Annotated in this window: 14 protein-coding genes, 3 tRNA genes and 2 pseudogenes; 2 read left to right on the forward strand and 17 right to left on the reverse strand. The window is 37.9% G+C overall.

The features are described from left to right. The 3 genes and pseudogenes from ACFIJ0_RS05745 to ACFIJ0_RS05755 form a co-directional block, all read right to left on the reverse strand. A pseudogene (locus ACFIJ0_RS05745) lies at positions 1-81 on the reverse strand (elongation factor Tu); the annotation flags it as partial. Between the two features lie 179 nt (positions 82-260). Continuing rightward, a tRNA-Gly gene (locus tag ACFIJ0_RS05750) sits at positions 261-334 on the reverse strand. Positions 335-365: 31 nt separating this feature from the next. After that, a tRNA-Tyr gene (locus ACFIJ0_RS05755) sits at positions 366-449 on the reverse strand. Positions 450-654: 205 nt separating this feature from the next. Between ACFIJ0_RS05755 and ACFIJ0_RS05760 the strand changes: the two genes are divergently transcribed. Next, the gene (locus tag ACFIJ0_RS05760) at positions 655-1485 is read left to right on the forward strand and encodes a TrmH family RNA methyltransferase (RefSeq protein WP_375644147.1); all 831 of its coding nucleotides are present in this window, start codon (positions 655-657) and stop codon (positions 1483-1485) included. A 3-nt stretch (positions 1486-1488) separates the two neighbouring features. Here ACFIJ0_RS05760 and ACFIJ0_RS05765 read toward each other — a convergent pair whose 3' ends face one another. The 6 genes from ACFIJ0_RS05765 to ACFIJ0_RS05790 form a co-directional block, all read right to left on the reverse strand. Then, positions 1489-2214, reverse strand: a complete 726-nt coding sequence (locus ACFIJ0_RS05765; RefSeq protein WP_375623163.1) for a rhomboid family intramembrane serine protease — start codon at positions 2212-2214, stop codon at positions 1489-1491. A gap of 886 nt (positions 2215-3100) precedes the next feature. Beyond that, entirely contained in the window at positions 3101-3523 is a 423-nt protein-coding gene (locus ACFIJ0_RS05770) for a DUF2155 domain-containing protein (RefSeq protein WP_375623172.1), read from the reverse strand. Between the two features lie 88 nt (positions 3524-3611). Then, positions 3612-4010: an NADH:ubiquinone oxidoreductase subunit NDUFA12 gene (locus ACFIJ0_RS05775; RefSeq protein WP_375623161.1), complete on the reverse strand. Its 399-nt coding sequence runs from the start codon at positions 4008-4010 to the stop codon at positions 3612-3614. Between the two features lie 181 nt (positions 4011-4191). Then, the gene (gene gatB, locus ACFIJ0_RS05780; protein ID WP_375623159.1) at positions 4192-5691 is read right to left on the reverse strand and encodes an Asp-tRNA(Asn)/Glu-tRNA(Gln) amidotransferase subunit GatB; all 1500 of its coding nucleotides are present in this window, start codon (positions 5689-5691) and stop codon (positions 4192-4194) included. Between the two features lie 127 nt (positions 5692-5818). Continuing rightward, positions 5819-7246 (reverse strand): trigger factor, encoded by a 1428-nt coding sequence (gene tig, locus ACFIJ0_RS05785; protein ID WP_375623158.1) that lies wholly within the window; start codon positions 7244-7246, stop codon positions 5819-5821. A 135-nt stretch (positions 7247-7381) separates the two neighbouring features. Then, positions 7382-7464 (reverse strand) — tRNA-Leu (locus ACFIJ0_RS05790). A gap of 134 nt (positions 7465-7598) precedes the next feature. On the opposite strand from ACFIJ0_RS05790, the gene trmFO reads away from it, so the two are divergent. Beyond that, positions 7599-9011 (forward strand): methylenetetrahydrofolate--tRNA-(uracil(54)-C(5))-methyltransferase (FADH(2)-oxidizing) TrmFO, encoded by a 1413-nt coding sequence (gene trmFO, locus ACFIJ0_RS05795; protein WP_375623157.1) that lies wholly within the window; start codon positions 7599-7601, stop codon positions 9009-9011. 970 nt (positions 9012-9981) lie between these two features. Here the strand turns inward: trmFO and ACFIJ0_RS05800 are convergent. From ACFIJ0_RS05800 to ACFIJ0_RS05835, 8 genes and pseudogenes are all read right to left on the reverse strand, one after another. After that, positions 9982-10260 carry an HU family DNA-binding protein gene (locus ACFIJ0_RS05800; protein WP_375623155.1) on the reverse strand — a complete coding sequence of 93 codons (279 nt, stop codon included), beginning with the start codon at positions 10258-10260 and terminating at the stop codon, positions 9982-9984. A gap of 231 nt (positions 10261-10491) precedes the next feature. Beyond that, positions 10492-12918 carry an endopeptidase La gene (gene lon / locus ACFIJ0_RS05805; protein WP_375623153.1) on the reverse strand — a complete coding sequence of 809 codons (2427 nt, stop codon included), beginning with the start codon at positions 12916-12918 and terminating at the stop codon, positions 10492-10494. Positions 12919-13101: 183 nt separating this feature from the next. Further along, complete coding sequence (clpX, locus tag ACFIJ0_RS05810) at positions 13102-14376, reverse strand: ATP-dependent Clp protease ATP-binding subunit ClpX (protein WP_375623152.1); 1275 nt, start codon at positions 14374-14376, stop codon at positions 13102-13104. Between the two features lie 183 nt (positions 14377-14559). Continuing rightward, complete coding sequence (gene clpP, locus ACFIJ0_RS05815; RefSeq protein ID WP_005773677.1) at positions 14560-15192, reverse strand: ATP-dependent Clp endopeptidase proteolytic subunit ClpP; 633 nt, start codon at positions 15190-15192, stop codon at positions 14560-14562. Between the two features lie 146 nt (positions 15193-15338). After that, a pseudogene (locus tag ACFIJ0_RS05820) lies at positions 15339-16147 on the reverse strand (hypothetical protein). Positions 16148-16157: 10 nt separating this feature from the next. After that, a complete protein-coding gene (trkA, locus tag ACFIJ0_RS05825) occupies positions 16158-17534 on the reverse strand; it encodes a Trk system potassium transporter TrkA (RefSeq protein ID WP_375623150.1) in 1377 nt (458 codons plus the stop codon). 4 nt (positions 17535-17538) lie between these two features. Next, positions 17539-18897 (reverse strand): sigma-54-dependent transcriptional regulator, encoded by a 1359-nt coding sequence (locus ACFIJ0_RS05830; protein WP_375623148.1) that lies wholly within the window; start codon positions 18895-18897, stop codon positions 17539-17541. Position 18898: 1 nt separating this feature from the next. Then, positions 18899-21157, reverse strand: a complete 2259-nt coding sequence (locus ACFIJ0_RS05835) for an ATP-binding protein (protein ID WP_375623170.1) — start codon at positions 21155-21157, stop codon at positions 18899-18901.

The raw sequence follows: 21157 nt of genomic DNA on the forward strand, positions 1-21157 counted from the left end.
CGAGGTCTTCCCATGATCAACGTGACCAATCGTACCAATATTAACATGCGGTTTTGTTCGTTCAAACTTGCTCTTCGCCATTGTTATTAATCTCTTGTTTTATTCCCTATTTTTGTTAGCACCTAGGGACAGTCCTTCAAAACTGAGTCTGACCAGACTGTAACCAGCCCAATCACCACAACTCTTAGACGGAAAACCCCACCCAAGCTATAAATGGAATATCCTCCATCATACCTATTTGCCCAATCACAACAACCCTTTGGAGCGGGTAGCGGGAATCGAACCCGCATATTCAGCTTGGAAGGCTGCTGCTCTACCATTGAGCTATACCCGCATGACCCACGCACTAACTCTCCTTCGATGAATGGTGGAGGGGGTTGGATTCGAACCAACGTAGCATACGCAACGGATTTACAGTCCGCCCCCTTTAACCACTCGGGCACCCCTCCATTACACCGGTAAAGTCGCGCAATGAGACAACACGACAACCATCTTGAATACCCATTCAATTCAATCTGATTGCGAAGTGGTTATGACGATTACTATTGTATCTGTCAACAGAATAAATACAATTCTGTACAAATTTCCTGCTCATAACTTTAAATCATAGATTTTTTTCCTCTATTTTTCTTATTAACACGCTATAAAGAAGCTATGAAAGAAAAAACATCACAAAATTCTCATTATGCTCGTTTACGTCGCCGATATCGCGATACAAAAGGCTCTCCTTCTCGATCTTTTACACACCTAAAGAAGAAAACTACTTCTTTACAGCAAGGGATAATCCATCTTTATGGCATTCATTCTGTTCAGGCTGCTTTAGAAAACCCAAAAAGAATTTTAAAATGTCTTTACGTCACACAAAATGCCTTAAAACGATTAAATATATCCGAATCAGATTATCCTTGCTCTGTTACATTATGCACCCCCAAATATCTTGATTCGCTTGTTGGAAGTGAGGCTGTTCATCAAGGTATTGTTTTGGAAACTCTTCCCCTCAAACCATGCAAACTGTCGGAACTAACCAATACTGATCTGGTCATTGTCATGGATCAAATTACCGATCCACATAATGTTGGCGCTATTATGCGCTCTGCAGTTGCATTGAAAGCTAAAGCACTTATTACAACTTGCCGTCACTCTCCCCACGAAAGCGGTATCCTTGCGAAAGCAGCATCTGGAGCTCTGGAAATGATTCATTATATTACCGTACGAAACCTCGCTGAAGCTCTTCAAGAACTTCATCAAACAGGTTTTACAAGCTTTGGTCTCGATTCAGAAGGTGACAAACCTCTGGAAATAGCATTAACAGGGAATAAAATTGCTCTTGTTTTAGGAGCAGAAGGTAAAGGTTTACGTAAAAAAACACGTGAAACCGTTTGCGCTTTAACACGTCTTGATATGCCTGGAAATATTAAATCATTAAATGTTTCAAATGCAGCAACAATAGCGCTTTATGTGGCACATAAATATCTTAGATTCTAGTTTTTAATTTTTTTGTGAAACATCAAAAAAACCAACCAACAAAAAACCCGCAAGAAACCCGCCAATATGAGCTTCCCATGCTATTGAGATGCCATTTTCTTCAAACAAAATAGAAGAAATACCTATGATAAAATCAGCCGTCAGCCATACACTCACATAAATAAGCACCCCCTTAGAACACAGAGCTTTTTTGACGGACAATAAAGATCCCAAAAGTTTTTCGTTCTGCGCATTGACACCTAGATAACCACTAAAAAAACCGTAACGTGCAATAGCCCCCATCATTCCAGATACGGCACCTGACGCCCCAATAAGTGATATGGTACTTTCTTGATGAAATGTAAAATAAGTCAAAACAGAAATAACTGCCGTTAACACCCAAAAAATTAAAAAACGTAAAACACCAAAATGCCTTGCTAAAGGAGAGCCAAAAACCAAAAGCCAAACCATATTAAGAGCAACATGTTTAAAACTACTATGCATAAATGAATAACTCACCATGGTATAACAAAATGCTACAGGATCCCTCTTAAACAATGCCGGTATAAATAAAAAAAACTCAAGACCTTCAACATAAACCTGATGAGAAAAAAAATACTGAGAAATACAATAAAGACAAAAACAAAATGCTATCAAAACAACTATAATAAATGGAACATTCAACAAGGGTTCTTTAGGTTGTTTCGGCAATCGGGAAACATCATCATGTTGGTGACTAGAAACTTTCATTGTATAAAATCTCGTATTCTTTAGAGAATGGGTTATTCTTTATACAAAATAAATATACCACTCCCAGTGATGCAGAATCTTTTCAACACCTCTTCGAAGCCACTTTTTAAATTTTCAATAGCTCTACATGAAAATACGTGTATTTGATACAAAAGATTTTTAAAAGCATGAATATCAAGAATATGATTTACAAACTTAGTGATATCCTGCTTATTTAAATGTAAAGTTATCATGCAATATACAAGAACTTACGAATAGACAAACTCACTTATGAGGTAGTGTATAATAAAAATATATAAACATTGTTTTTTTACTAGAAATATATTGATCATTGCATTTTTTAACCAAGCTATACTTCACTTCGATTGATAAACTTTAAATAATCTTAAGTCTCAATTTTTTCATTAATATAGCTTGCATTTCTTCTACTCTTTGAATGAAAAACGACATCTCTATGAGAAAAAACTACCAACACTGCGTTTTCTGATATAGTAATTGGTGTTTCATGATGAATTACTCACTTGATAGTCTATTTCCCTCATAAATGCAAAAGCGTCAATCCATCTCTTTAACAAATATAAACAAGCCTTTCATTTCAACCTCTAACAGATATAATTCAAGAACTGTCTCCTATGAACTACTGAAAAAATATGTTGATTTTAATGATGCATCTTTGAATTTAAACAGTTCATGAAGGAAATTTTTATTCCTTTCTTAGACAATCTCATCTACACATCCGCCACTTGTAACGCGCAAGAGAATAGTTTGAATTAATTCAATATAAAAAAATTAAATGAGGCAATCATAGGGATTTGAACCTCTTATTAAGTTGTAAAATGATAAAGGAGCATTATAAATCAATGTATAATAGATAACACACTAATCATTAAAGAGGAAGATCTTGAGAATTCTGCTTGCAATCCTTTAACCACACATCATAAATAGGATGCTCAACAGCGTTCAAACCAGGACTATCTGCAAACATCCATCCTGTAAAAATACGCCGTATTTTTTTATCTAATGTCACTTCACTGACTTCAACAAAACCAGTTGTACGCGTTGGTTCATCTTTAGAGCTCGTATAACACGCACGTGGCGTTACCTGTAATGCACCATACTGATAAATTTTACCAAGAGTAACTTCAAAACGTGTAGTCCGCCCCGTGATTTTGTCAAGACCTGAAAAAACAGCAATTCCATTGCTAATACGCTCAGCCCGCACTCCACTATTTAAGGACAAAAACACTAACACTCCCATTAAAGAAATATATATAAAATACCTCACCCCTAACAATAAAAAAAATCTCATCATATCAAAACAATCGTACCTTAAAAAATAATTCTTTTCATAACATAGAGTCAAGTAAGACAAAAATACACGCGCACATTAAAACATTTTATTTTTTAGGTGACCACGCATCATAATCTTCATGCACACGAGAACGTTCTCCGTTGGAGGTGATAGCCCCCTTCGGTCGATAGTCCTCACTTGTTCCTGTCATATTTGCAACATGAGGCTTTTCCCATTCATAAGGACGATAATCTTCCTGTGTTGGTGGACACTCACAGCGATGATGAATCCAGCCGTGCCAGCCTGGTGGAATAGTAGAGGCCTCAGAATAGTCTTTATAGATAACCCAACGATGCGGATAACCATCCTTATGAAGTCCTCCTTCATAATATATATTTCCAAATTGATCTTCCCCTATCCGCTTACCTTTGCGCCATGTGAAAAAACGCGTACCAATGGTGTTGCCATTCCACCATGTGAAGATTTGCTTAAAAAAACGAGCCATCTGCTATTCCATTCATTTAGTGCGCTCATGAAATTAATCATTGGAATAAAATTGTTAACGATTGAAATTCCCGAAAAATTTACTCGTAAATTCAGCTACAATCCCAATTGATAGGATAACGTGCTATCCCTTAATTTCAAGAAGATATCATATATATGGCTTCTTCTCCACCTCATAAAATTTAATCTATGCCAAGTTTCATCTTAACCAATTCATTAACAGCTTGAGGATTTGCCTTACCACCTGTTGCTTTCATTACCTGTCCAACAAACCAACCAGCTAAAGCAGGTTTGTGTTTTGCTTGCGCAACTTTATCAGAATTATTGGCAACGATCTCATCAACAGCTCTTTCAATAGCCTTCGTATCCGTTACCTGCTTCATATTTCGCTCTTCTACAATTTGGCGTGCATCTCCCCCCTCATTCCAAATAATCTCAAAAAGATCTTTGGCAATTTTTCCAGAAATAACTCCTTCTTTTATGAGATCAATAATACTTCCCAATTGATTTGGCGATACCGGTGACTCTTCAATCTCACGATTATCTTTATTTAAAGCCCCTAAAAGGTCATTAATCACCCAATTAGCAACTATTTTTCCATCACGCCCACGTGCTACTTCTTCAAAATAATCAGCAATAGCCTTTTCTGTCACAAGAATGGAAGCATCATACACTGTCAATCCCATTTCCTTAACAAAACGTGCTTTTATAGCGTCAGGCAATTCTGGTAAGTCTGCTGCCAAAGCATCCACAAATGCTTGATCAAATTCTAATGGTACAAGATCAGGATCAGGAAAATAACGATAATCATGCGCTTCTTCCTTTGAGCGCATAGAGCGTGTTTCGCCTTTAGCGGCATCAAAAAGTCGAGTCTCTTGATCTATGATGCCTCCATCTTCTAAAATTGCGATCTGACGACGCGCTTCATACTCAATTGCTTGACCAATAAAGCGAATAGAATTAACGTTTTTAATTTCACAGCGCGTTCCAAAATTTTCACCAGGACGACGAACAGATACATTGACATCTGCACGCATAGAACCTTCATCCATATTGCCATCGCAAGTGCCCAAATAACGAACAATTGTACGCAATTTTGTCATATAGGCTTTGGCTTCATCTGATGAGCGCATATCAGGTTTGGAAACAATTTCCATAAGAGCAACACCAGAACGATTAAGATCTACAAAAGACATCGTTGGATGTTGATCATGCATCGATTTTCCAGCATCCTGTTCAAGATGCAACCTCTCAATTCCCACTTCAATATCCTCAAATTGTCCATTCGAATCTGGACCAACAGATATGATAATTTTTCCTTCTCCCACAATGGGATAGCGAAATTGAGAAATCTGATACCCCTGCGGTAAATCTGGATAAAAATAATTTTTGCGATCAAAAACAGATTTTAAATTAATATGCGCCTTTAATCCTAACCCCGTTCGAACCGCTTGACGAACACATTCTTGATTAAGAACAGGCAACATACCTGGCATGGCGGCATCAATAAGTGATACATGATTGTTCGGCTCTGCACCAAATTTGGTTGATGCTCCTGAAAAAAGTTTCGAATTTGATATGATTTGCGCATGAACTTCCATGCCAATGATGACTTCCCAATCACCTGTAACTCCAGAAATAAAACGCTTAGAATCAGGAGTACGCGTATCAATGATGCTCATTGCCAATCCACTACTAATATTTTAAAATATACTCATGGCTTATCTAAAACCATTCTCTCAGTGCAATCCTAGGATATAATCTTACAAAAAGCCCGATTCCATCGAGCTTTTTCTTTTTGCATAAGTATTAAGCTTTTTTAGGAGCCTTTTTCTTAGCTGATGTTTTCTCTGTAGACGTTTCTTTCACTGCAGATTTTTTCTTTGCCGGCTTTTCTTCAGGTACATCTGATTCGTCATATTCTTTCATCAATTCTTCAACCGTCACTTTTTTATCTGTGACTTTTATCTGTGCTAATAAATAATCAATGACCTTTTCTTCAAAAATTGGAGCACGTAGATTTTCAACAGCTTCCGGAGTCCTACGGAAAAAATCCATAATCTCTTTCTCTTGTCCAGGATACTGGCGAACCTGATCAAAAACGGCTGCTTTTAGCTCATCCTCACTAACTTTAACACCAACCTTCATTCCAATTTCAGAAAGCACCAAACCAAGACGAACACGACGTTGCGCAAGGACACGATATTCCTCCCGTGCCTTTTCTTCTATAATACCTTCATCTTCAAAACTGCGCCCAGCCTTTTTCAAATCATCATTAACCTGAGCCCATATATTATTAAATTCAATCTCTAAAAGTTCTTCAGGAATTTCAAAATTATAATCAGCATCCAAAGCATCAAGAATTTGACGCTTAACTTTTTGACGTGTTACTGAACCATATTGGCTTTCAATCTGCCCACGAACAACCTCCCGTAAGCGATCTAGAGATTCTAAACCAACTTTTTGCGCTGCTTCATCATCAATTTTTAACTCATCTGGTTTAAAGACAGCTTTGACACTAATGTCAAACTCTGCTTCCCGTCCCGCCAAATGTGCTGCACTGTAATTATCAGGAAATTTAACAGAAATGGTTTTTGCATCCCCAGCTTTAACACCAACCAATTGCTCTTCAAAACCAGGAATAAATTGTTTTGACCCAAGAATCAGTTGTGCATCACTATCTGTCCCACCCTCAAATGGAACGCCTTCAAGCTTACCTTGATAATCTATGGTAATACGATCATCTTCTTCAGAAGCCCCCTCTTTTAGGGAATAATTACGCGTAGAAGAAAGGACGCGATTGACTTGATCATCAATATCCTGTTCAGAAATAGTTGCAATTTCACGAACAATCTCAATATGTTCAAAATCTTTAATTTCAATTTTTGGTAAAACTTCATACTTTATACTAAAAGTAAAATCGGCTTTGCCATCTAGAATTTTTTCATCTTCATCTATATCAATTTTTGGCTGCATCGCTGCACGTTCATTGCGGTCTGCTAAAATAGAACGGGGTGCATCACTAAGTATCTCATTGAGAATCTCCGCCATAAAGGATTTACCATACATTTTTCGCAAATGCGCACCAGGTACTTTACCGGGACGAAAACCATTAAGCTTGATTTTTCCCTTGGTATCATCCAATCGTTCATTCAACTTTTCTTCTAAATCTTTCGCTGGAACCACGATCTTAATTTCGCGCTTCAGTCCTTCATTAAGCGTCTCGGTAACCTGCATTAAACACCTTCATTTTTCTAAGGAGAGGGATAAACCCACTCTAATAATCATTACATTCTAACACTTCGAGTGTTACATTTACCATGAAGCGGAATTTCAGACACGTAGAAATCCGTAGCACTTAAGGGATTGCTTTGGTGCGGATGAAGGGACTCGAACCCCCACGGTCTCCCGCCAGAACCTAAATCTGGTGCGTCTACCAATTTCGCCACATCCGCTCAAACTTACAAGCTAATAACCTTATACAAGCGGCGTCTCTATACCATTAATTACAGAAAAAAAGCAAACAAATATATTAAAAAAAACAAAATCTATGCTTTTCATACATAACTCCTTACGCTAAAAGTCAATTATGTTAAAGACATTTGATATCCCAATTCATATCATCGGTGGCGGTCTTGCGGGGTGTGAAGCGAGCTGGCAAATCGCTCAATCAGGAATTCCTGTTGTTTTGCATGAAATGCGACCCGAAAAAAAATCAGATGCCCATAAAACCGATAAATTGGCAGAACTGGTTTGTTCAAATTCATTTCGTTGCGATGATTCATTAACAAATGCCGTAGGGCTTTTACATGCTGAAATGCGATTAGCGAAATCGTTAATTATGAAAGCTGCTGATGCCAACAAAGTTCCCGCAGGTAGTGCCCTTGCTGTTGACCGTGATGGATTTTCAAAAACCGTTACAACAGCACTCGAAAACCATCCTCTTATAACAATCAAACGTGAAGAAGTTCAAGAAATTCCTAAAACTTGGAAACATGTTGTCATTGCAACGGGTCCTCTTACATCGCCTGCACTTGCTCAGGAATTACAAACAATAACCGGTATAAAAGCTCTTTCTTTTTTTGATGCGATTGCACCTATTATCCATACCGATAGTATTGATATCAACATTTGTTGGTATCAATCTCGCTATGATAAAATTGGTCCTGAGGGAACAGGAAAAGATTATCTTAATTGTCCCCTCAACAAAGAACAATATAAAACATTCGTTGAAGCATTAAAAAATGCTGAAAAAACAGAGTTTCGTGACTTTGAAAAAACGCCCTATTTTGATGGATGCCTCCCCATTGAAATTATGGCTGAGCGCGGACTTGAAACATTAAGACATGGTCCTATGAAACCTATGGGCTTAACCAATACCCATAACCCTACAGTTAAACCCTATGCTGTCGTTCAATTACGCCAAGATAATAAACTTGGAACACTTTACAATATGGTCGGCTTTCAAACAAAACTGAAATATGGTGAACAAATTCGTATTTTTAGAATGATTCCCGGTCTTGAAAAAGCAGAGTTTGCGCGTCTTGGTGGTCTTCACCGCAATACCTATCTTAACTCGCCAATCATTCTTGATCAAACCCTTCGTTTAAAACAAAAAAAACAACTACGCTTTGCAGGGCAAATTACCGGATGTGAAGGTTATGTAGAATCGGCGGCAATAGGGCTTCTTGCTGGACGTTTTGCTGCTGCCGAATATCATCATATTTCTCCTTACCTACCCCCACAAACTACAGCATTCGGAGCCCTTTTGAATTATATTACGGGGGGACACATCATAGATGAAAAAGCAGAAACACAGTCCTTTCAGCCAATGAATATTAATTTCGGACTATTTCCCCCTATTACTTCGATTAAAGATTCAGGAAAGCACTTACCAAGTAAAGAAAAAAAATTAGTAAAAAAACAAGCCATAACAGCGAGAGCTCTCAATGATTGTACTCAGTGGTTAGCAGATAAAGAATCAAAGAGTTCCTGTTTATAAAAAGCACACAATTCGCCTCTCACCTATTGAATAGATTTTTGTGACTCTCGTGAAAAAATCATTCTAAAGCCTTTTAAAGACTGTCTCCCCCAATCAATAAATACTACCCTACGTTTCATCATTTATTCAATTATGTAGGTGCTGTAAAATAACTTTTAGCTATAAAAAACCTTTACTGCTATTAACAATTATGATTTAATGACTAAACGTAAAATAGATGGAAAATACACAAGCAATACTATATTATCTCTATCGAGAGATATTACGTAATATACATTATTCATAAGAGTAATTTTTCCGTTTTTTAACTTCCTCTCTCAAAATTTGTGATATTCTCTCATTTTAACTCTTGTGTGATGAAGAAAAAGCGCTCGCTTGCATATCACAAGTGAAATAAAGATATGGAAAGAATATTTGTAGGATAGAGCTTGATCTATCTCTTCCCTCTCAAATGCCAAGAAAAATCACAATATTGAAAGCGAAATCTGAATATCATAAGATTCTTTTATTTCAGACTCTCTTATAATAAATCAATGAAAATTATCCTCTTAGTGTATCACAAGCAAAGTTAGCGTATAAGTAAAAAAATAAAACTATCCTTTATGCACGCGTCTCAGATATTGAGGGCTGTGGTCGCAACATTATAGGAACTGAGAAAATAGTACGGTGGCACCAACATGCGCTTTTATTAAGCGTAAATGGTAGTATATAATAACTTTTATAGACTTTACAGAGTTTTTTGCCTCACACTATTTACGGATCTTGTTTTGAAATAAACACCGTGACACTTCAGCATAATAAAAGTTAACATTACATTTTATAAGCCATACCAGTGATTCATTAATCCAGTGCAATATTTTGTTGAAAAGGCTAAAAAATATCTCAAAGTTTTATATGAAAAACACGCATAACACATGTGTTTAAAAAAACCCGCTTATAAATAAATCGGGTTTTTTTAATGTAGCTTAAATTATTTTTTATTAACTGCTTCTTTAAGGCTTTTTCCTGCAGAAAATTTGGGTACAGAACGTGCTGGAATATCGATTTCAGCACCCGTTGAAGGATTACGCCCCTTTGTTGCAGCACGATGAGAAACTTCAAAAGAGCCAAAACCTGGAAGACGAACATCTCCCCCTGAAGCCAAAGCTTCTGTTACAGAAGCCATAAAAGCATCAACAGCAGCACCAGCTTGCGCTTTCGAAACACCTGCCTTTTCAGCAACGGAGCTAACCAATTCACTTTTATTCATAAAATATTTCCTTTCCCTATATTACCTGACAACATAACTTAATCATGTTATTGGTCAGTTTATTGAAAAGTACAGCAAACAGAAGTCTTATTTTTATTCGAAACATTGTTTTTTTAGCAATAATCACAGTTATTCACGGAATTTTTCACTTTTTCCAACAAAAAACAGAATAATAACCTCAACAACGCCTTCTGCCACCTAAAAAATGCCGTTATAAATGAGATAAGTGAATCAGTGCGCAATCTGTATTCCTTCACTATCACTGCTCTCTGACCGGATCGGGACAGCCACTGTAGAGGGTTCTTTCCATTCAATAGTATCTGGAAAACGAACCAAAGCATGTTTCAAAACTTCACTCACATGATTTACCGGAATAATTTCCATATTATTTTTGACATCATCTGGAATATCAACCAAATCTTTTGCGTTGTCTTCAGGAATAAGTACCTTTTTTATCCCTCCTCGAAGAGCTGCTAGGAGTTTTTCTTTTAATCCACCAATTGGTAAAACGCGTCCACGTAAAGTAATTTCACCAGTCATTGCAATATCTTTATGCACAGCTACTCCTGTAAGGACCGAAACAATTGCTGTCACCATTGCAACCCCAGCAGATGGGCCATCTTTTGGTGTCGCTCCCTCTGGAACATGAACATGGATATCGCGTTTTTCAAAAAGTGGAGGTTCAATACCAAAATCAACAGCACGAGAACGTACATAAGATGCTGCCGCTGAAATGGACTCTTTCATTATATCACGTAAATTTCCAGTTACAGTCATCTTACCTTTGCCGGGCATCATAACTCCTTCAATGGTCAATAACTCTCCACCGACTTCTGTCCACGCAAGGCCTGTTACAACACCAATTTGATTTTCTCCTTCAATCTGATTGTAATGATAACGTTTAACACCCAAGAAATCATGAATATTATTTTCTGTAACTTTTACAGATTTTTGATGCGTTTTGAGAATTTTTGTAACGGATTTGCGGGAAATTTTCATGAGTTCACGCTCAAGGTTACGAACGCCTGCCTCACGCGTGTAAAACTGAATAATCGACCTTAGTGCTCCATCAGAAATACTGAGTTCTTTTTTAGACAAACAGTGATCTTTTAGTGCCTTTGGTAAAAGATGCTGTTTAATAATTTCCATTTTCTCACATTCAGTATAACCAGCAATACGAATAATTTCCATACGATCCATTAACGGACCTGGAATATTAAGCGTATTGGCAGTTGTGATAAACATGACATCAGAAAGATCATATTCAACTTCCAAATAGTGATCAATGAATGTACTATTTTGTTCAGGATCAAGAACTTCTAATAAAGCAGATGAAGGATCTCCACGAAAATCTTGTCCCATTTTATCAATTTCATCAAGCAAGAAAAGCGGATTAGATTTTTTTGCTTTTTTCATAGACTGGATAATTTTTCCAGGCATCGAACCAATATATGTTCGGCGATGTCCGCGAATTTCTGCTTCATCCCGGACACCTCCCAATGAGATACGAACATATTCACGCCCCGTCGCCTTTGTAATGGAGCGCGCTAATGATGTTTTTCCTACACCAGGAGGACCTAACAAACAAATAATGGGACCTTTTATCTTTGACGCGCGACTTTGTACGGCCAAATATTCAATAATTCGCTCCTTAACTTTTTCAAGACCGAAATGTTCATTATTCATGACCTTTTCAGCAAAATCTAAATTGTTTTTAATTTTAGATTTTTTACCCCAAGGCATTGCTAATAACCAATCGAGATAGTTACGTACAACTGTCGCTTCTGCAGACATAGGAGACATATTCCGTAATTTTCTCAATTCTGCCCCAGCTTTTTCCTGTGCTTCCTTGGATAGTTTTGTATTCTTGATACGTTCTTCTAATTCAGAGAGTTCATCTCGGCTATCATCTCCTGCTCCTAACTCTTTTTGAATAGCCTTCATCTGCTCATTGAGATAATATTCTCGTTGGTTTTTTTCCATTTGCCGTTTAACATGCGAACGAATACGTTTTTCAACCTGCAAAACAGAAATTTCTCCTTCCATAAAAGACAGAACACGTTCAAGACGGGCCCGTACAGGTAAGAGCTCTAATAATTCCTGTTTTTCTGCCAGTTTAATCATCAAATGAGAAGCAATCGTATCAGCAAGCTTAGAAGGATTATCGATCTGGCCAATCGCATTGACAACTTCAGGAGAGATTTTTTTATTAAGCTTTACATAGTTTTCAAAATAAGCAATCACTGACCTTGAAAGAGCTTCAATCTCAACATCACTCTCTCTAGGTTCTTCTGTAACAGTTGCAAAAGCCTGATGATAACCTTCACTTAAAGCAAATTGACTAATTTTTGCACGTGCAGTTCCTTCAACCAAAACCTTTACAGTACCATCAGGAAGCTTTAAAAGTTGAAGAATATTAGCAAATGTACCAATATGATAAATATCCTCTGATTTTGGATCGTCATCAGAGGCATTTTTTTGTGTCACCAATAGTATTTGCTTGTCAACCGCCATCGTTTCTTCAAGAGCACGAATTGATTTTTCGCGGCCCACAAAAAGTGGAACAATCATATGGGGGAAGACAACAATATCACGAAGAGGTAAAACAGCATAAACCCCATCTCTCACTTCATCTGTCTTTTCATCAATATATTGCATAACTCTCCTTTCTGGAGCCTATGAGCTATCTACAACAACCAGCCCACCTTTAGAAAACCTCAGCTCTTCACAGTACATGAAGTGGTAATTACTAATACATAAATCAAGCATTATAATGATATTATTAGAAATACCCCTCAAATACCGTTCATTACCATCTTTTATATTGTGCATCGCACAATGTCATGCTGATACATTTTCTTTATCGTCTGCACGTTCTGAGTAAATATAAAGAGGACGCGCCTTCCCATCAACGACATCACTCGAAATAACCACTTTTTGAACGCCTTCAAGAGCCGGTAGCTCAAACATCGTCTCAAGAAGGATCTTCTCCATAATAGAACGTAAACCACGAGCACCAGTTTTACGTTCAATTGCTTTCTTTGCAATAACACGTAAAGCATCTTCATGAAATGCTAACTCAACATTCTCCATTTCAAAAAGACGCTGATATTGCTTTACTAACGCATTTTTAGGTTGTGATAAAATTTGCATGAGGGCGTTAACATCTAAATCCTCTAAAGTAGCGACTATAGGAAGGCGTCCAATAAACTCTGGTATTAAACCAAATTTTATAAGATCTTCAGGCTCTAAATCACGAAAAATTTCACCGACACAACGCTCATCAGGAGCTTTAACGGTCGCAGAAAAACCAATAGAAGTTTTTTCACCACGCCCTGAAATAATCCGTTCTAAACCTGCAAAAGCTCCCCCACAAATAAATAAAATGTTTGTGGTGTCAACCTGAAGAAACTCTTGTTGCGGATGTTTACGTCCACCTTGAGGAGGAACAGAAGCAATCGTTCCTTCCATAATTTTTAATAATGCTTGCTGAACTCCTTCCCCCGAAACATCTCTTGTAATAGAAGGATTATCTGCTTTACGAGAAATCTTATCAACCTCATCAATATAAACAATACCACGCTGCGCACGTTCAACATTATAATCTGCTGCTTGCAGAAGCTTAAGAATAATATTTTCAACATCTTCACCCACATAACCTGCTTCAGTCAAAGTGGTTGCATCCGCCATCGTAAAAGGCACATCAATAATACGTGCTAATGTTTGTGCAAGATAAGTTTTACCACAGCCCGTGGGACCAACAAGAAGAATATTTGATTTAGCCAACTCAATATCATTGCTTTTAGACTGATGCGCCAACCGTTTATAATGATTATGAACAGCAACAGAAAGAACACGCTTCGCATGCTGCTGACCAATAACATAATCATCAAGAACTGTTATAATTTCCTGTGGCGTAGGCACACCATCACGCACCTTAACCCCAGAAGACTTATTTTCTTCCCGAATAATATCCATGCAAAGCTCTACACATTCATCACAGATAAATACAGTAGGCCCCGCAATGAGCTTACGCACCTCATGCTGGCTCTTGCCGCAGAACGAGCAATAGAGAGTATTTTTTGATTCGTTCCCGCTATTGCTAATTTTGCTCATTTTTCTTTCCTTTCACCACGATACATGAATACTTTACCTTTTCAAAGGAAGCTTTTTATCATGAAAACTAAAAGACATATAGAAAACCATGCATGTCTTAATATTTTTAGGTGTTTCTCTTATTTTGCGATATTTTTTATAAAACTCTTTGATTTAAAGTAGCTGTTTTTTCTATAAAAATTCTTAATCTTTTTCTTCTTTTTCAGTTTCTGCACGATATTGTATAACATCATCAACTAAGCCAAACGCTTTGGCTTCTTCTGCTGTCATAAAATGATCGCGATCGAGAGTTCTCTCAATAACCTCATAATCTTGACCTGTATGTTGAACATAAATTTCATTTAAACGCCGTTTCATCTTTATAATATCTTGCGCATGTCGCTCAATATCTGAAGCTTGACCTTGAAAACCACCAGATGGTTGATGCACCATAATACGTGCGTTTGGCAATGTAAAACGATGACCTTTTGCTCCAGCTGTTAACAATAAAGACCCCATAGATGCCGCCTGCCCCATGCAAAGCGTAGAAACAGGAGGGCGAATAAACTGCATAGTATCATAAATAGCCATACCAGATGTTACGACACCACCTGGAGAATTAATGTAAAGACTAATTTCTTTTTTAGGATTTTCTGCTTCCAAGAAAAGCAATTGTGCACAAACAAGCATTGCCATACCATCTTCGACAGGCCCATTAATAAAAATAATCCGCTCCTTTAAAAGACGGGAAAAAATATCATAGGCCCGTTCACCACGATTGGTTTGTTCAATAACCATAGGAACAAGGCTTAATGCTGTTTTCATTGGATCACTCATATTTTTACTTTCCGTTCATATAACAACAGCTCTTTACACATTCAATGTTTTTATCCATATGTTAACATTACTCTCTTGCGCAAGCTACAATCAAGAGCTGTTTAAGATAGATTAAAATCTCAATAGTTAAAATAGCAATAATAACTCTACCTAAACAAATGATGAACATCAGGAATGCGAGATACCGGCCAATGGTAAAAACTTCCTTCCTGAGGTCTTTTCGTGGTCTTTGTCTTTCTGTGAATATGAAAGCCTATCAAGCGTGAATCTGTAAGTGGCTTTACACCAAAAGTTGGTTCAAAAATACGTTCAGTTTTTCGCCCAATCCAATAATAAAAAGTTTCCTTTTCCTTTGCTTCATAAAAAAACCATATCGTTTTGCTAATCGTGAAATACCATCATTGCCAAATATCGTAACGCCAAGACTTCCTGGTAAACGCGGTATTTTTTTCCTCTTTAACCAGAACGATCTCCAAACACGACGCTTAAATCCAAGCCAATGCGGAATAATTTCTGTGCCTACCCAATAATCTTCAAATATTTTTATAATAGGGTTATTGGGCGGAAAATAAAGTGCAGAAACGCCTACTCTTGTATTATTTTCTCTTGCCAACCAAACCTTATCTGCATCTGGATGAAATTGTTTAACAAGGTAAACATCTGTATCTAACCAAACACCTTGTTGATATTTCATCAGCATAACACGAAAAAAATACGAGAACTGAACAATTGTACACCCTGGTTTATCATCAGAAAAATCGGGATCAAGGCGATCAATTGCTGAGCGTGGTAAAATTGATTCGGCTTCATGCAACTCAACACCAGCAGGGAGATTATCTATTTTTTTATCATAACTAAAAAGCTTAACGCGCTGTCCAGTTTTAACCATTGAGGACAAACAAAGCCTATCCACCAATCTTAATTGTCCACTATACCCAAAAGTACAAATATCCATAGATAATATATCAAAAATATTCTAAACTTACGCGAAAGAGTTGTTCAACATCACGAACCTTATCAGCAAGAGCAAAAATCACTATTCTATCACCAGACAAAATACGCGTATCTGCGGAAAGCTGTATTATTGTCTTATTGCGATAAATTGCACCAATTCTCAAACCATCTGATAAATTGAGCTCTGATAATGACTTACCAACCAATGAAGATGTTTGCATCACTTCAGCTTCAATAATTTCTGCTCGACCATTAAAAACTGAATGAACAGAACGAATACGCCCACGGCGCATTTGTTGCAAAATTCTCGATATTGTAACGCTATGGGGATTAAGGTATGCATCCACACCAACAGCACGACTAAATTCTTGGTAGGCAACATTATTAATCAACACCATATTGGCTTTGCAGCCCAATCTTTTAGCAATAATAGCGCTTAAGAGATTAACCTGATCTTGATTGGTCAATGTAATCATTAAATCGGACTGATCAATTCCCGCATCTTGAAGAATCACTGGATCTAACACGTTACCGTATAAAACTGTTGTTTTTTCAAGCTGATCAGCAATTGTGAGGGCTCTTTCTCTATGCGATTCTATAATCTTCAATTTTAATTTATGGAAACGCTTTTCAATAGCCTGTGCAACATAAAGGCCAATGTGCCCCCCCCCTGCAATAATCATGCGGTGGGCATCTTGTTCTTGATGACCAAAAAGCCCAACAGCACGACGCATCTGTTCACGAGAAACAACAAGATAGGTTATATCACCAACGCGTAATTGCGTTTCTGAATGTGCAACCAATAATTCTGCGCCACGTTTTATAGCAGTAACCGTCGTATGAAGATCTGGAAAAAGCTCTGTTAATTGACGCAAAGGTGTATTAATAACTGGACAATCTTCCATGCATTCCAAAGCTAGCGCAACAATATCATCATTACAAAAATAAAGAACATCTATTGCACCAGGTAAAGCAATACGGCGCAAAACCATTTCACCAACTTCAACTTCTGGCGAAATAACCACATCAATGGGAATATTCTCTCTGGAAAAAAGCGTCTTATAACGTGGTTCTAAATAAGATTGTGAACGAATACGAGCAATTTTTGTAGGCACATTAAATAATGAATGTGCTACTTGGCAAGCTACCATATTGACTTCATCAAACAAAGTGACAGCAATCAACATATCAGCTTTGTCTGCATCTGCAGCCAAAAGAACTTCAGGACGTGAACCGTGACCAACAAAACCTCTCACATCCAATGTATCGCGAATCTTTTCAATTAATCTCGTTTCAATATCAATAACAGTAACATCGTGATTTTCAGCAGCAAGACGCTCTGCTATCCCATAACCAACCTGTCCTGCTCCGCAAATAATAACACGCATCGCTTTAAGAAACTCCAAGCGCTTTAAGTTTACGGTGCAAAGCTGAACGTTCCATGCCTATAAATTCAGCAGTACGTGATATATTTCCACCCAAACGCCCAATCTGCGCCACTAAATATCTCTTTTCAAACAATTCTCGTGCTTCACGTAACGGCAAATCCATTATACTTTCATCTGAATCCATTTGAAGACGTGGCAAAGAATCACTTACTTCACTGGGAAGAAAGTCCGCTGTTATAGGACCATCACCATCCCGCACAAGAATAAGAAGACGCTCAATATTATTACGTAATTGCCGCACATTACCCGGCCAAGCGTGCGTTTGCAAAATAGCAATCACATCATCACTGATTGCACGCGGTTTAATCCCAACTTGCTGTGATATTGTTTTTACAAAATAATGTACAAGTTCTGGAATATCTTCACGACGCGCTGAAAGAGGCGGAACAGCAATAGGAACAACGGAAAGACGGTGGAAAAGATCTTCTCTAAAGCGCCCATCGGAAATGAGATTTTCAAGATTTTGCGCTGTCGAAGAAATAATACGGACATCCACCTTAACACGTTTTGTGCCGCCAACTCTCTCAAATGTCTGCCCCGTTAACACCCGAAGAATCTTACCTTGAGTCTCACGTGGCATGTCAGCAATTTCATCAAGATATAATATACCGCCATGAGCTTCTTCTAAGGCACCGATCTTGCGCTCTCTTCCTTCCATTTCACTGCCAAACAGCTCTATTTCCATTCTTTCCGGAGTAATCGTTGCAGCATTTATTGTAACAAATGGCCCATTCGAACGCGTTGAGAGCGCATGAATATTTCGTGCAACAGTTTCTTTTCCTGCCCCTGAAGGACCTGTTATCATGATGCGACTATTGGTTGGTGCTACTTTTTCTATGATTTGACGCAAATTTTTTACAACTGTCGATTTTCCAAGCAACTCTAATGTCTCGTTCGAACGCTTTCGCAATTCTAAAAGCTCACGTTTTAAATTTGAGTTTTCAAGTGTTCTCTCTGCAACCAATACGAGTCTATCAGCTTTAAAAGGTTTTTCAATGAAATCATATGCCCCTCGCTTTATAGCGGAAACAGCCGTCTCAATATTACCATGACCAGAGATCATAACAACCGGAAGAGCCGGATATTGCGTTTTAATTTCATCAAGCAGTGCTAAACCATCGAGACGACTACCCTGGAGCCAAATATCCAAAAAAATGAGCTTTGGAATACGCTCACTGATTTGAGCCAATGCTTCATCAGAGTTACAAGCAACACGCGTTTCATAACCTTCATCATCTAAAATACCAGCAACAAGCTCACGAATATCTGCTTCATCATCAACAATCAAGATATCTGATACCATACTATTCCCCTATCTTATGATTTATGGCTTGTATAATACTACCCTGCTTACCCCCATCCGCCGGAAATATCAAACGGATCATCGCACCACGACCTTCATAAAAACTCTCCGGTGCATCATGAAGCTCCATGGAACCACCGTGATCTTCAATAACTTTGCGCACAATGGCTAACCCGAGCCCTGTTCCTTTTTCTCGCGTTGTTATATAGGGTTCTAATAACTTTTGTCTTTGCTCTTTAGGAAGTCCTTTCCCATTATCAACAACATCCACAACCATCCATTCCTTTTGACGATAAGAACGGACAAGAATATGACCGTGAATATTTTCCTCTCGCATAACTGAATCTATGGATTCGCTCGCGTTTTTGATAACATTGCAAAAAGCTTGTACAATGAGACGGTTATCAAATGCACCCATAAGTGGTAGACTTCCTAAATCTTGCTCAAAATGAATATCATGTCGCGTCACTTCTATCAAGAAACATGCTTCGCGCAACAATTCTCGTATATCTAAAATATGCATTTGTGGTTTGGGCATACGTGCAAAAGAGGAAAACTCATCAACCATACGCCCAATATCTCCAACCTGTCGAATAATTGTCTCAATACACCGCTCAAAGACCTCTCTATCTTGTGTAATAACTTTGTTATAACGTTTACGAATGCGTTCAGCGGATAACTGAATAGGTGTGAGAGGATTTTTAATTTCGTGTGCAATACGCCGTGCAATATCCGCCCACGCCGCTGTACGTTGTGCTGCAACAAGGTCTGTAATATCATCAATTGTTAGAACCCAAGATTGCCCCTGTCCATCATCCTCTTCCATCGTCACTTGGACATTACAGACACGCTCTTTTCCTGCAACATTTAAAGTCACCTGCTCACGATGATTTTTACGATCCAATGAACGTGCAAACTGAAAAACCTGCCAAATTTCAGCACTTAAAGATAACAGACTTTGTCCAACAACGTGTTCAGAGCGAATATCAAACATCGCTTCAATAGACCGATTAATAATTGTAATATCACCATTATCATCTATACCTGCTACTCCTGCTGTTACACCAGATAACACTGCTTCAGAAAAACGCCGCCTCTCATCAATTTGATCACGCACTGCAATCAACTCATTGCGCCGACTTTTCAATTCACTAACCATATAATTAAAAGTTTTGGATAATTGCCCAATATCTCCGTCCTTCGCGCGCACTGGCACGAAAATTTCCATATTTCCAGTAGCAACATCATCAGCAGCACTAATGAGAAGACGAATAGGACTTACTAAGCGATCAGCGACAGCAATAGCGGCCCAAATAGCTGATAAGAATAAACTAAAAAAAAGACATAAATAAAGCATACCAAATGCAACTTGCGTTAGCAGGCGATTTGCATTTAAATCACGATAACGATCTGTATTGACTTCTGTCAAACGCAAAGCAGATAAAACACCTTTATCAACGTCACGCACCAAATATAAAAATGTGTTTGGAATGTTGGTAAATTTTAAAATAATACCAAAATAATCATGAACGCCTGGTTGAAAAGAAAAAGGCCTTGCACTGGTTGCACGTTTAATAAGATTGGAAGGAGGAATTGGCAGTTTATCTTCATCACCAAGAGCACTCGATACAAAAATAGCTCCGCTAGAACTTAACAAAAACGCACCACGCAAATTGCGTCCTATAGCATGACGCGTCAATTGCATCCTATATTCAGCAGGATTACGTTCTAAGAGTTTTTTGTTATCAAGTGCAAATGCCATCGCGTAGGATAAATTTTTTAAATTTTGAAGCATTTCATCTGCATAAGCATTTGCTAAGTCAATAGAAGAGCCCACAATTTGCCGCGTTGTTGTATCAAACCATCGATCAAGTCCCAAATTTAGAGCTGGACCCGATACAAGAGCTACAGCAACAGCTGGCATTGTCGCAACAAGTGCAAACAATGAAATAAGGCGCACATGAAGACGCGATCCTGCACGCCTTGAACGCCAAGCACGAATGATCGGAATCATCTCATAAAAAACGATGACAATAAGCCCTAAAACCCAAAAACTATTAATCCCTATAAGAATAAGAGTTACTGTTCTACTGGGAACAACAGGGGTTAATCCAATAAGAATAATAAATGAAACAGAGGCCGTAAGTAAAGCCAATACAATAATTGTAATCCCTAAAAAAATATATACCTTACTTAAATGATACAACTCATCGTTATAAGTATTTTTGTCTTGAAGATTCGTCACAGATGTTATATTCAT

This window comes from Bartonella sp. OC68QHHN (genome assembly GCF_042193875.1).
Classification (GTDB): Bacteria; Pseudomonadota; Alphaproteobacteria; order Rhizobiales; family Rhizobiaceae; genus Bartonella; species Bartonella grahamii_A.